Origin of the sequence: Gemmata sp. SH-PL17 (assembly GCF_001610855.1) — a bacterium.
Lineage (GTDB): Bacteria > Planctomycetota > Planctomycetia > Gemmatales > Gemmataceae > Gemmata > Gemmata massiliana.
Map to the genome: position 1 here is coordinate 4,592,423 of NZ_CP011271.1, position 13,093 is coordinate 4,605,515.

Annotated in this window: 11 protein-coding genes; 4 read left to right on the forward strand and 7 right to left on the reverse strand. The window is 64.2% G+C overall.

Going from position 1 to position 13,093, the window contains the following annotated elements; genetic code table 11:
• Positions 1 to 250: 250 nt before the first annotated feature.
• Positions 251 to 2,410, reverse strand: a complete 2,160-nt coding sequence (locus VT84_RS19005; protein ID WP_082840622.1) for a DUF11 domain-containing protein — start codon at positions 2,408 to 2,410, stop codon at positions 251 to 253.
• 113 nt (positions 2,411 to 2,523) lie between these two features.
• Positions 2,524 to 2,853 carry a nucleotide pyrophosphohydrolase gene (locus VT84_RS19010; RefSeq protein WP_052554517.1) on the reverse strand — a complete coding sequence of 110 codons (330 nt, stop codon included), beginning with the start codon at positions 2,851 to 2,853 and terminating at the stop codon, positions 2,524 to 2,526.
• Between the two features lie 341 nt (positions 2,854 to 3,194).
• On the opposite strand from VT84_RS19010, the gene VT84_RS19015 reads away from it, so the two are divergent.
• Positions 3,195 to 4,277, forward strand: a complete 1,083-nt coding sequence (locus VT84_RS19015) for a glycosyltransferase family 2 protein (RefSeq protein WP_052554519.1) — start codon at positions 3,195 to 3,197, stop codon at positions 4,275 to 4,277.
• A complete protein-coding gene (locus VT84_RS19020; protein WP_052554521.1) occupies positions 4,274 to 4,906 on the forward strand; it encodes a polysaccharide deacetylase family protein in 633 nt (210 codons plus the stop codon). The genes VT84_RS19015 and VT84_RS19020 overlap by 4 nt, the downstream gene beginning before the upstream one ends.
• Here the strand turns inward: VT84_RS19020 and VT84_RS19025 are convergent.
• From VT84_RS19025 to VT84_RS19040, 4 genes are all read right to left on the reverse strand, one after another.
• Positions 4,858 to 5,208: a hypothetical protein gene (locus VT84_RS19025; protein ID WP_239465408.1), complete on the reverse strand. Its 351-nt coding sequence runs from the start codon at positions 5,206 to 5,208 to the stop codon at positions 4,858 to 4,860. The genes VT84_RS19020 and VT84_RS19025 overlap by 49 nt on opposite strands.
• Before the next feature lie 500 nt (positions 5,209 to 5,708).
• A complete protein-coding gene (locus VT84_RS19030) occupies positions 5,709 to 7,193 on the reverse strand; it encodes a replication-associated recombination protein A (protein WP_082840623.1) in 1,485 nt (494 codons plus the stop codon).
• A 179-nt stretch (positions 7,194 to 7,372) separates the two neighbouring features.
• Positions 7,373 to 8,653, reverse strand: coding sequence for a serine/threonine-protein kinase (locus tag VT84_RS19035; protein WP_082840624.1), 1,281 nt, complete (start codon positions 8,651 to 8,653; stop codon positions 7,373 to 7,375).
• A gap of 123 nt (positions 8,654 to 8,776) precedes the next feature.
• Complete coding sequence (locus VT84_RS19040; RefSeq protein ID WP_052554527.1) at positions 8,777 to 9,403, reverse strand: UbiX family flavin prenyltransferase; 627 nt, start codon at positions 9,401 to 9,403, stop codon at positions 8,777 to 8,779.
• Positions 9,404 to 9,493: 90 nt separating this feature from the next.
• Here VT84_RS19040 and VT84_RS19045 point away from each other — a divergent pair, with 90 nt between their 5' ends.
• Positions 9,494 to 10,894: a DUF1570 domain-containing protein gene (locus tag VT84_RS19045; protein WP_052554529.1), complete on the forward strand. Its 1,401-nt coding sequence runs from the start codon at positions 9,494 to 9,496 to the stop codon at positions 10,892 to 10,894.
• 227 nt (positions 10,895 to 11,121) lie between these two features.
• On the opposite strand, the gene VT84_RS19050 is transcribed toward VT84_RS19045, so the two are convergent.
• On the reverse strand, positions 11,122 to 11,967 hold the full coding sequence (locus VT84_RS19050) for a DedA family protein (RefSeq protein ID WP_052554532.1): 846 nt from the start codon (positions 11,965 to 11,967) through the stop codon (positions 11,122 to 11,124).
• A 185-nt stretch (positions 11,968 to 12,152) separates the two neighbouring features.
• Between VT84_RS19050 and VT84_RS19055 the strand changes: the two genes are divergently transcribed.
• Complete coding sequence (locus VT84_RS19055; protein WP_082840625.1) at positions 12,153 to 12,977, forward strand: sugar phosphate isomerase/epimerase family protein; 825 nt, start codon at positions 12,153 to 12,155, stop codon at positions 12,975 to 12,977.
• Positions 12,978 to 13,093: the final 116 nt, after the last annotated feature.

A 13,093-nucleotide genomic window follows, 5' to 3' on the forward strand; every position in this document is an offset into this window, starting at 1 on the left:
CGCGGACCCGGCATGAAGCCGTCGGACTGTAGCAACCCCCGCCATTCCCTTCCACTGCACCTCGCCTCGTGCCCCCGCACGACCGAGGTTCTCTCGCGAACCCGACTTACCGCCTCCGCACTAATAGCGGAGGCACGGTCACGGCCCTGTTTCTTCACGCCCCTCGTGGGCACCCCTGCCCACGAGGAACACTCCCTACCCCTGCTTTGCGACGCCAACTTGCGGGCAGATGCACCCGCTCACCCGCGGGTCACTCCTTGTAGAACCGCGTGCTCTCTTCCTTGACCACTGGCGTGCGGACTTGGTCGCAGGTGAGTTGCACCCGGAACCGCTGGTCGCCGGCCGCGGCCCCGCGGACCCGCACGCGGTAGACCGTCTCGCCCTTCACCGCCAGCGTCGGGATCGGCTCGAACACCAGCGTCTGCCCGGTGGCCTTCGCCTGCGTCGGGCCGTTCGAGTTCGTGAACGTGGTCCCTTCGGCAAGGGCGGCCATGATTTGCACGTTGGTGCAGGCGCCCGTACCCTGGTTCACGATCCGGATCTCGTAGACCGCTTCCTTGCCGACCTCGACCGGGTTCTCGAGCCCGGCCACATCGAACCGCAGAGCGGCTACGCCCTCGGCCTTGATCGCGGTGTCGGCCTTCGCCTCTAGCACACGCCCGGCCCGAACCGCAACGCCACCCGCGGGAGCTATGCCGCCCGGCTGAACTTCCGGTGCGGCCGTCGCGGTGGTCCGCAGAGCCACATCGCCCGCGGCCCCGGCCCGCAGCTTGATGCCGACGGCCTTGGTGCCGCCCGCGGCCAGCCCGTTCAGTTTCCAGGTCACCACGCGATTGGTCGCGTTGAACGCGCCGCTGTCGCTCGCTTGCACGAAGTCAAATCCGTCCGGCAGCACCGAGTGAACCGTGATCGTGTCCGTCGCGGCCGTGCCCGGGTTCGAGAGCTTGATTTCGTAGGTCGGTTCAGCCCGAACGAGGCACTTCGCCGGACCCGATTGCGCGATCTGGAGCAGCGGTTCGACCACGTTCACGGACGCCCGCGCGGTCGCTTCCGAACTGCCCTCAGCAGCCACAGACACCTGGCACGATTGCAATCCGGCTTTGAGCGCACTCAATTGCAGCTCGACCGTCCGCGATTCGCCCGCGGGCAAGCTCGCGAGCTTGGTCACGAGTTCCTTACCCTGGTCGCGATAGTCCAGCCCTTCCGACAGGAGCGCACGGAACACTAGCTGTTGCGCGGGACCGGTCCCGGAGTTCGTGACCTTGATCTTGAACACCGGCTCTTCGCCCGCACGAGCCACTTCGGGGCACCCGACGGTGACCGCGAGGCGCGGGCGGGTCACTTTGGTCTTCGCGTCGACGGACGCGGAGTACGTCACCGTTGCGCGGCTGCGGAGTTCGCCCTCTTCAGTCGGCCGCACCCGCACGGCGATCCGCTTCTCGGTAGCGCCGTCCATCGAGCCGAGCGCCCAAACCAACTTGTCGCCGCTCACTTCGGCGGGCGGATCGCTGCCGATGTACTGGGCGCCGGCCGGGATGTCGTCTTCCACGCGGACGTTCTGCACCACGACGTTGCCCGTGTTGCGAACGACGATCTCGTAGCGCCATTCGGAGTTGAACACGACCGAATCGGGGCAGACCGCGTCGATCGTCACGCTCTGCGACACGCGGCTCGGGAGCGGTGCGCCAGCGGGCGCAGTGGACACACTCGGCCCCGGGGGAACAAGCGGCGCCACACTACCCGGCGCGGGAATCGATGGCCGAACGGCGCCTCCCGGCGGAGCGACCGGCGTGGGCGGGAATGCGGGCGGGGTGGACGGACCGGCCGGCGGCGGGATCAAGCCCCCGGGCGCGGGCGGTACCGGAACGAACGGCGGAGCGGACGGGGCAGTCGGCGCGCCGCCAGTGGCTGGCGGAATCGCGGGGCCACCGGGCGCTGGGGCGAACTTGTTGTCCCCCGGTTCGACGCTCAGACTCGGCGGCGGGAGCGGGCGCGTCGGTGGGGTGACAGATCCGGGCATCTCCATACTCGGTGCCGGGATGTCAAACGCAGCGGCCGGGCGAACCGGATCGGCCCCCGCGATGCCGGGCCGCGGGCGGTTTACGGGTTGGTTACCGGCCGGGTACACGCCGTTTTGCGGTTGAGCGCCCGAAGCCGGGTACGTGCCGCCCGCGGGTCGGGTTCCCTGTTGGTTCGGGTTGCCGAGTCCCGCAGCCGGTGAGGGGATGGGCTGGTTCGAGTTCGGTGTCCACTCGTTGTAGGGGCGCGTCGTACCCGAAGTCGTGCCGCTGGCCGGCACCACCTTGGGCTGTGTGTACCCGCTACTCGGCTGTTGGGCCACCACCGTCCCCAGCACGGCTAGGCCCGCGACCGCAACAGCGGCCGTGAGCACAATCGGTCGTTTACGCACGGCCTTCTCCCCCTCAGACAGGTCGATCCGCTACTCAGTGCCGGCGCACCGGCTCCGCGTCGCATTCCCCGGCTCCCCCGAGCCGCACCGCTTATGAATCCGCCCCCGCCCCGTTAGATGGGAGGCGGGTACTTGATCGCGTTCTTCGTCATCTTCGCCGCGATCGCCTCGGACAAATCGATCCCGGTGTGAGCGCTGAGCAGGAACACGATGTTCGCGACGTCCGCCAGTTCGTCCGCGACCGCCTCGCGCGTCGCCGGGTTCGCGGCCACGGCGACCGACTCCTCGGCCGTCAGCCAGCGGAAGATGTCGCACAACTCGCCGACCTCGCTCGCCAGAGCCATCGTGAGGTTCTTCGGCGTGTGGTACGGCTCCCAGCCGCGCACGGTGGCGAACCGGCGAATACCGTCTTTGAGCGATTCCACCGGAGTGGTCGCGTCCATTGTGCCCTCCGGCCCTGTCAGCCGAGCGTCTCGCGGACCGGGGCGTTTCGGATTCGTGATTACTGGTGAACGGCTACCGGTCGTTTCCCCCGTCGATAGCCGTCCGATTTCGGCCACGAGGTATAGCGGTGGCGAGATGTGTGTCAACAGAAAATGAAAGGAAAACAAGCCGTTCGATGCGTAAAGGTGGGCAAGCGGAGCGGTCCGGTCTTCGCTGAATCACCCAAGCTGCGCGGCTATCCGCCAACGAGAAAATATTCGACCGAAACCTCACTTGCTCTCGCCGAAGCACACCGTTATTGCACGCGCTGAACCAAACTATCCCTATCGTTCGGTGAAGCATGGTCGCCACGACCGGGCTTCTGGCGTGCCTCGTCCTGGCGACGGTGGCGTGCCTGGGCTATCTCGTCCCCACGCTCGCGGGGCTTCGGCGCCGGCGCACGTACTTGCGTGCGCCGACGTGTACGTTCACGGTCCTCGTCCCCGCGCACAATGAGGAGGACGCGCTGCCGCGAACGCTGCGGAGCTTGGCCGCACTCGATTACCCGCGCGAACTGGTGCGAGTTTGTGTCGTCGCGGACAACTGCACCGACGACACCGCACGGGTCGCTCGCGAAGCGGCCGTCACGTGCCTCGTGCGGTACGACCCGGTGAAGCGCGGGAAGGGGTACGCACTCGCGTTCGGTCTGGAGCGCGTGTTGAAGGGCGCGCCGGATGTCGTGTTCGTCCTTGATGCAGACTGCTCACTGAATCGCGATGCGCTCCAAGCACTTGACGCGACGTTCGCGACCAGCGCGGACGCGGCACAAGTGGCAGTGCGGTCCCGGAACGCGGACGACGGCCCGGCCGGGTTCGTCGCCGCGGTGGGGGCGGCATTCGATGATTCCACCGCAGCGGGTTGGGACCGGCTCGGCTTTTCCGTTCCACTACGCGGAACCGGCATGGCGTTTCGCCGGAGCGTTTTCGCGCGCGTTCCGTGGGAGGCGTTCGGGGCCACGGAAGACGCAGAATACGCGCAGCGACTCAGGGCCGCGCGCATCCGCGTGCGCTATTGCGGCGGGGCAGAAGTGTCGTGTGAAGCGCCACCCTCGGTCGCGGATCTGTGCCAACAGCGCCGGCGCTGGCGCGGGGCCGGCTTGCTCGCGAGCAAGCCACTCGTGCTTGCGTATCTTGCTTTTACGACGTTAGTTAGCATCGCGAGCAGCTTCGTTGTTTGGCCGGCTGCGATTGTGTCCGTGATCGCGATTCTGTACTTACGGGCGATGTGGATCGTGGGGCTATCGCCGAAGCGCCTCGGTTTACTGTTGAAGTCACCAGTCGTGGTGGCGCGATTGAGTTGGGTCACGCTGGCGGGCTTGGTGCGTCGCAGTTCAAGTTGGCAGCGCACCACGCGCCCGCTCGAAAGTACGAGACGCGCAGCATGAAGTTTGCCCGACGGACGAGTTGGCTCAAACGCACAGCACTAGCCCCCTTCAGCCGAACCCGCGTAGCGGGTTCCAGTGTGTGGCTCACGTTCGATGACGGCCCGCACCCAGAACACACGCCCGCAGTGCTGGACCGACTCGCGGCGCTCAACGTGCGAGCGGCGTTCTTCCTCGTCGGCAGGCGCATCGCTGATCCGACACTCGTGACACACATCACGTCCGCCGGACACACACTGGGGAACCACACGTTCGAGCACGAACTTCCGGGTTGGCTCGATATTCAGAAGTCACTCGCCGATTCGCGGAAGTGCCAAAACCTTATCCCGAACGCGACTCTGTTCCGCCCGGCGCTCGGGAAACTGCGGCCCGGTGCGTGGATCGCAGCGCAGCGTTTGGGTCTGAAGTGCGTGCATTGGTCGCTTGACAGTGGCGATTGGCAGTGTCGCAGCGAATCCGACGCGATCCAGTGCGCGCGGGAAGTGCTGGAACTCGTGCGGCCCGGCGACATCGTGCTCTTTCACGACGACCACGACCGGATCGGCACGATCCTTGATCTGGTGCTGCCGGCGCTTGCGGCCCGTCAACTCTTGCCCAATACCAGATCCACGACCCAGCACCCGCGCGCGTGAGCAAATTGAGTGGCACCCGAAACCCGCGGAGCTCCCCGTGTGCGCTGGTCACGACAGTGGTTCAGGATGTCGTCGTTATCACACCCGGCGTCCTGAAGTGCGTCGGCCAAAATGGGCATCGGGCTGAAGTCGCACGATTCGTACATCTGCCGCGCCAGCGCTACCGCAGTATCAGTGCGCCACTCGGGGGGAAACTCTTTCACCGGCGGACGGAACGGGTTACCGAACAGGCACCGGAGCAATCCCGAACAATACGCATCAAGTCTCTCCGGTCGGACCGGGTCGCACAGGCTCGCCGACATCGCAAGGTTCACCACACGATCCACACCGGAAGCGCCTTCAATGAGGTGCACGATGGCACGAGCAGCGTACTCTTGCGCACCGGTGAATCTGGCGCTCCGAAGGGAACGTTCTAACCCGTCACGGGCCGCATCGAAATCTTTTATTGTCTCCAAGCCGAGCGCCACTCCTTCCACGGCTTCGAGCACAGCAAGGAACGGGGCATTAAGCAACCGGTCTACTCTGCGACAAAGGGCGCACCCGAAGATCAAGGAGCGTTTTTCCCGTTCCTGTACCGACCACGGAAGGGGGCGACCAAAGTTTATGTCGTCACCTCGCACCAGAGCGTACATGCTTGTTGGCCAATCCCGCGTTAGCCACTCATCTTCGCTCATAATTCGGCCCAAGCTTCAATTTGACCGGAACCATTCACGATCCGGCGCGCCCCGGATTCCAGCCATCGTAATTGTCACGTGCCGGCGTTCCGATGTTCGCGGAGAATTTTCTAACACATACGATTCACTCACGCCGGTCGTTCGTCCCCAGGTTTCTTCTTCCGCTTGCGCAGTTCCTCCAGGCGCGCTTTGATTTTTCCCTCGTGACCGCGGTCGGTGGGGTGGTAATACTCCGCGTCCGTGGGGATGTACTCCTGGTCGACCCACCCGCCCTCGAAGTCGTGGGCGTACTTGTAACCAACCCCGTGCCCGAGCGTTTCCTTCGCGCCGCGATAGTTCTTGTCCCGGAGGTGCAACGGAACCGGCAGCGTGCGCCCCTCCTTCACGTCTTTTGCCGCGGCTTCGCCGGCCATGTAGCTCGCGTTCGACTTCTGCGCGGTCGCGAGGTAACAGACCGCGTGCGCCAGGTTGATCCGGCACTCCGGTAAGCCGACCTTCTCCACTGCGTCCCACGCCGCGTTCGCGAGCACCACGCCGAACGGGTCCGCGTTGCCCACGTCCTCGGACGCGAAGATGACCAGGCGCCGGGCCACGAACCGCGGGTCTTCGCCCCCCTCCAGCATCCGGGCCATCCAGTACAACGCGGCGTCCGGGTCGCTCCCGCGGAGGCTCTTGATAAACGCCGACGCGGTGTCGTAGTGCGTGTCGCCGGTCGGGTCGAACTCGATCACTTTCTGCTGAATGGAATCTTGCGCGAGTGTAATATCAAACAGGATGCCGGAGGCAGAACCTACCCCCCCGGCCCCCCTCCCTAAAGGGAAGGGGGAGGTAGAACCATCAGAGGCAGACGTAGCCCCTACAGCGATTTCGCGTGCCTGCTCCCCCTTCCCTTTAGGGAGGGGGGCTGGGGGGGTAGGTCTTGCATTCTCCGGTGCGAGGGCCGACTTCACGCCGATCTCCAGAGCCGTGAGCGCCCGGCGGGCGTCTCCGTCGCACGTTTCGACCAGGAACGCCATTGCGTCCTCGGTGATCGTCACATTCTGCTTGCCCAGTCCGCGCTCCTTGTCCGCGAGGGCGCGCGAAATCAGCGTGCGAATGTCGTCTCGGGTCAACGGCTCGAAACGGAAGATCTGGCTCCGTGACAGGAGCGGCGTGTTGATCGCGAAAAACGGGTTCTGGGTCGTCGCGCCAATGAGGATGATGACGCCGTCTTCCACGTCGGGCAGGAGTACGTCTTGCTGCGCGCGGTTGAAACGGTGCATTTCGTCGAGAAACAGAATCGTGCGCTCGCCGAGCTCTTCGAGGTGACCGCGGGCCTCGGCGAGCAGTTCGCGCACTTCCTTGATGCCGGCCGCGACCGCGTTCAGTGGCTTGAAGCGGCTCTTGGTGTGGTTCGCAATGACGTGCGCGAGGGCCGTTTTGCCGCACCCGGGCGGTCCGTAGAAGATCAACGAGTTCAGCCGGTCCGCGAGGAGCATCCGCCGGAGCAACTTGCCCGGCCCGAGAAAGTGGCCCTGCCCGACGTACTCGTCGAGCGTGCGTGGGCGCATTCGTGCGGCGAGCGGACGGGCCTTCGAGCGGTTCTCTTGCCGCAAATCGTCAAACAGGTCCACAACGGAGCCTCCGGTTTCGGGACTCCGTCATACTACCTTGGGATACAGAGTTACACCAGACGAGGTGAATCAGCGCCCGAACGCCAACCAGCCGATCAACACACCGGCCACGAGCATCCCAAGCGCGACACCAACAACGAGCCCCATCCCCCCGCGCACGGACCGGCGCAACGGGACGATCAGTGGTTCCGGGGAACGTCGCGGTCCGGTGCCGTCACGACCGTGGGTGTCGGCGACCGCGCGGTTTCGGAACTGGAGAGCGCGGTTGTGATCTTCCCCGTGTCGGAGAAGTCGAACTCGCCCGAATCGGCCGGCCCGTGGCCACGGGGCACCACTCCAAGGCGACCGGAACTACCGTGTACGGACCAGCCCCCGATCGCGGACTGACGGTTCTGCCCGATCTTCGTCCGCGACAGCCCCGTCATCACGTGCGAGCTGGCACCGACCCACGGTTCGAGAGCGGCGATCACATCCGCGGCCGTTTGGTACCGCTCGGCGGGCTTCTTCGCGAGCATCCGGGCGACCACTTCGGGCAATCCGGCGGGGAGGTCCGGTCGAAGGTCCGCGACCACCGGCGCGTCCTTCATCTGGTGCTGCATCAACTTCTGGGTCGTGTTCCCGTCGAACGGTGTCTTACCCACCAGCAGCGTGTACAGCGTCGCACCCAGGCTGTACACGTCCGCGCGGCCGTCAATATTCGGACTGTTGATGGCCTGCTCGGGAGAGATAAAGTCAGCGGTGCCGACTACCGCCCCCCGGTCGAGCACTTCGGTCAACTTGTCTTCGTCGCTTCCAGACCGGGCCAAACCCATGTCCAGCACCTTCACCACCCCGAACCGGTCGCGGATCAAGTTCCCCGGCTTGATGTCGCGGTGAATGAACCCGCGCTCGTGGGCGTGCTGAAGCCCGGACGCGGCCTGGGCGATGTACTCCGCCGCGACCTCGGGCGGAACGCTCCCGTCCCGATCGAGCGTTTCCTGGAGCGTTTCACCGTCCACGAACTCCATCACGAGGTACGGCGTGTCGTTGTGCCGGGCCACGTCGAAGACGCGAACGATGTTCGGGTGGTCCAACGCGGCCGCAGCCCGGGCTTCGCGTAGGAACCGTTCCGTGGCGAGTTGCTGAACCTCTCCGCGAACCGGTGCGAGCACCTTGAGCGCCACCTTGCGGTTCAGTTCCAGGTGTTCCCCCAGATAAACCGCCCCCATCCCCCCGCGCCCGAGCAGATCCTGAACCACATACGGCCCGATCCGGAAGCCCTTGTAGCGCCCGGCCAGGAGCTGCGTGCTCTGGAATTTGGTGAGAAATTTCTTTTGAACCAGCTCGGCCGCGGCCCGGCGCGGGTCGGCCGAAAGCGCGTCCGGTCCCGGGAGCGCGAGGAGGCGCGCGGTCGGGAGCACGTTACTCTGCTTGATAAGTGCAAGCAGATCGGCAGTAGAAACCGGGGCAATGGCCGCCATAGCCCACCGATTCCGGAGTTTTTGGAGGGGTGCGTTCACCTCACGCGAGGTGCCGCGGATTGAACATAGAACAGAAAACCCGAACTTGCCGAAAGTTCGGACGGTTCGCGGGAAATTCGGGCGCTAGTCGCCCGTCGGCTCGCCCCAGCGACGTGAAAGCCCGTGTTCGACCCCGAGTTGGTCACAGATCCGACCGACGACAAAATCGACCATGTCGTCGAGACGTTGGGGCCGAGTGTAGAAGGCCGGCATCGCCGGAAGCACAACGGCCCCGGCCTCCGTCACAGCTACCATGTTTTTGAGCGCAATCAGACCGAGAGGCGTTTCGCGCGGCACCAGGATCAGTTTTCGCCGCTCCTTCAGGTGAACGTCCGCGGCGCGGTGGATCAGGTTCTCCGAAATGCCGTGCGCGACGGCGGCGAGTGTCCCGAGACTACAGGGGCAGATCACCATCCCCCCCGTGAGAAATGACCCGCTCGCGATGCCGGCTCGAAAGTCACGAAAGTGGTGATAGCGCAGCTGCGCGAGATCCACCCCCTCCGCACGCGATCCGAGTAATGCTGCCGCATCAAATTCGTCCGCGTTGAGTCGAACCGTTGAGCCGGCTTCCGCGTCGAGCACCTCGACCGCGGCGGGGCTTATGGTCAGATGGACGTTCCGGCCCGCGCGCAGCAGCACCTCCACGAGCCGCAATCCGTAGGGCGATCCGCTCGCGCCCGTGAACGCCACCACCAGATCGGACGCAGCCATTCAGCCCCCTCGAACGAGACACGCACTTCCAATCCTACCGTTCCCGACGCACAATGGTTAACAAGCCCCTCAAACGCGCCGGACGAACCCATGCGCTGCGCACTCCTCGCTCTCTCGATCGTCCTCGCGTGTGCAATCGCGGTGGCCCAACCGCCCGCACAACCGGCGGGCCTGTCGAACTGGTCGTTCGACGAAATTACGTTGACCAACGGCGCGAAGTTACAGGGACTGATCCTGCACGAACTGCCGGACGGCATCGAGTTCCAGTCCGTATCGCGCCCCCCCGGGCGCCCCACGGTTACGCTCACGAGCTTCCTAACCAAAGCCGAAATTGCCGGCACCAAGAAACTCTCCGACAAGGACCGCGAGACCCTCAAAGAAAAGCTCGCGGAACTGGACCCGAGCGGCGAGGGCGAGCGCAAGCGCATGGAATCGTTGGAACTCGTGCCCACCGACTGGCCCGAAAAACCGGGCGGCGCGAAGATGTACGATTCCGACTACTTTACGCTCGTCTGCACCGGCACCGAAGAACTCACGCGCCGGTCCGCGGTGCGCCTGGAACAGATCTACACCGCGTTCACGCGGTTCCTCCCACCGACGGTCAAGAACGGGCGCCCGACGAAGATCATGCTCGCCACCGATCCGGGCGAGTACAAGGCACTGCTCGGCGGCGCGCGGGTGCTGAACCCCGCCGTGTTCGACGTGACGAACAACCGCATCTTGTGTGGGAGCGATCTCACGCGACTCGGCACCGATTTGCAATCGGCCCGCGTTCATCACGCACAGCAACTCGCCGGGCTGGACCGCTACGAAGACGGCGTGCGCAAACTGTACAAGGGCGAGGAACTGGCGCGGCACCTGAAAACGATCTCGGCCGAAAAGAAGCGCGTTTACGCGGCCGATGTGAACAACGGGCTCAAGTTCGACACCGCGACCGGCAAATTGCTCTTCGCGCTGCTGTACCACGAATCGTTCCACGCCTACGTCGCGACGTTCGTTTACCCACCGCTGAAGCCCGAAGAAGTCAAGGAGGGGAAAGGAACGGGTGAGCTTCCGCGGTGGCTGAACGAAGGGCTGGCACAGGTGTTCGAGACGGCCGTGGTGGAGGCCGGCGAACTCCGCGCGGATCACCCGGATAAAGAGCGGCTCCAGCGCACGAAAGACTGGCTCAAGCTGAAGAACGGCAACGCACTCGTTCCGCTCGGCGACCTGCTCGCGACCGGGCGCGACGCCTTCATCGCGTCACACGCGGACCAAAAGGTCGCGTCCGACCGGGCGTACCTCTCGTGCTGGGCACTGGCCCACTACCTGACGTTCGACCGCAAGCTCATCGGCACGCAGGAGTTCAACAAATATTTGACCGCGCTCAACAGTGGGGGCGATCCGAAAAAGACGTTCGCGGCGCTAGTGGAGAAAGACCTGACCGCGTTCGAGAAGGACTGGCACACCTACCTGTCGCGCCTCCAAACAAACGGCACTCTGGCAAAGTAGAGATACGTTCGAGGCAATTAGCTCGGATCGGAATGATAAATTTTGACAGGATTAACAGGATCGACAGGATTCAACACAGTTCAAGCGAACGGCCGTTATGTTTTCATTACCGCCGCACCACGGTGGTCGGTTGCCTTCGCCTCAGAGGAACCCATTTGTAGCACTCGGTTTACGTCCTATCACCAGCCGGCTTACACCGGCCGTTCGGCCCAAGAACTCACCGCGCGTCACCCGCCCGCTTTTTCGTCCATCTTCTCGCTGACCGGTACCGCAGCGCCATTGGCACTCGGTTCCTGAACGCGGACGCCGAACTCCTGGTCCGCTGCGCCATCGGGCGACGGTACGTCCCCCTCCGGTGGCTTGTCGTGGTGCCGACCGGTCACGGTATCGACCGCGATTTCAACCGCCTGACCGACAACGTGCCCCACCGCGACCGCGGGCTTGGCGAGGATGTTGGGTACGTGCGGCGGTTCGCCGGTCGAGACGTGGCGCCCGAAGACGTACTTCTGGATCATCGCACCCGCGATCCCCGACAGAATGGCAATGATGACCTGCGGTTTGTACTCGTTGATCTTGTTGAAAACCAAAAGCACCTGATCGGTGAGGAAGTAGGAGAGCCAGAAGATGATGTTGACGAGCGGGACGGCGTAGATCGCGTCCGCGAGCATGAACCGACCGAGCGGCACTCGGAGCATCCCGGCCACGATGAAGATCGGCCCGCGGATGCCCGGCAGCAGGCGCGCCCCGAGCAGGATCATGATCCCGCGGTCGTGGAAGTTCTTCTCGATCTGCTCGCGCTTCTCCGGCATGATGATCTTGCGCTGTACCCACCCGATGTTGAGCAACTTGCGCCCCCAGAACCGGCCGATGCAGTACAGGGCGCCGTCGCCGATCACCACGCCGGCCATCAGCACCGGTAGCATGATGTACCACCGGAGCGTCGTGCCCTCGTGCCCCACCAGGATGCCCGCGGTGATGACCGGCAGTTCCTCCGGCAACGGAACCACCGTCGCGGACGCGATCAGCGCCACGAACACACCGATGTAACCGTAATCGCCGAAGTGTTCCAGCATCAATTCCGTCCGGGGGGAGTGCCCGTTGCGCCGGGCGGTCTGGTCAACGTACCGCTACCGGTGGGTTGGGCCAGTGTTAGGCGTTTTGTGTTTGGCGTTTTGCGTGCGGAGTTTAGTGTGTGCGAGCCGGGTGCGGGGGCGCGCGGAGCCCCCACACTTACCGAAGACGAAAATACGGAACTACCATGAAACTCGGACTCATCAACTCGGCCTGGGCGCAAGCGGGTAAAGGTACCGCGTTCGGTATCCAGCAGACAAAGGCCATCGGGTTCGACACCATCGACATCTTCGCGGACCCGCTCGACACCGGCGCGAAGGAGCGGAAGCTCATCCGGACCGAGTGCGCGCGGGCCGACCTCCCCATCGTGAGCGTCGCGTGCGTCGCGGTGGGGCTGATCGACTTTAACCCAAGTGTGCAACGCTTTCACCTCGAGCGCTGCCGCGCGTACCTCGATTTTTGCTACGAACTGGGCGCGCGGAACCTCCTACTCGTACTCGGCGAGTACATCTGGGAGCGCCAAGTGATTCCGCCCGCGGAGCAGTGGAAGACCGGCGTGGAGCACCTGAAAACGCTCGGTGACTACGCTGCAAATCTTGGGCTCGATATCGCACTCGAACTCGAACCGTTCAAACTCTCTCTACTCAACGACGTGCCAAACATGGTGCGGTTCATCGACGACGTGAACCACCCGGCCGTGCGTGCGAACATCGATATCTCGCACCTCCACCTCGCGGGCGCCAAGCCCGAGGAGCTACGCGCATTGAAGGGTAAGGCCATCCATGTTCACATCAGTGATTGCGACGGAAAGGTTCACGGTGATCTTCCCCCAAACCGCGGTGTTGTAGACTTCGTGCCCTATTTGAAGGAGATCGCGGCACTGGACATCGATGGCGCAATTAGCATCGAACTGGAGTATTCGCCGGAGCCAGAAAAAATCGTCGAGTGGGTAACGGAAGCGTACCGGGCCACGGCGGATTTGATGCAAGAGGCGGGTATCGCGCGCGAATAATAGTAGGTAGTGGGAAGAGTCCAACCGCGGGCACGAGTGACCCACGCAACGAAGTGAAGACGGGCACTGCTCGGTTTTCTCTTCGATTCCGCTGGGTCATTCGTCATTTCTGCGGC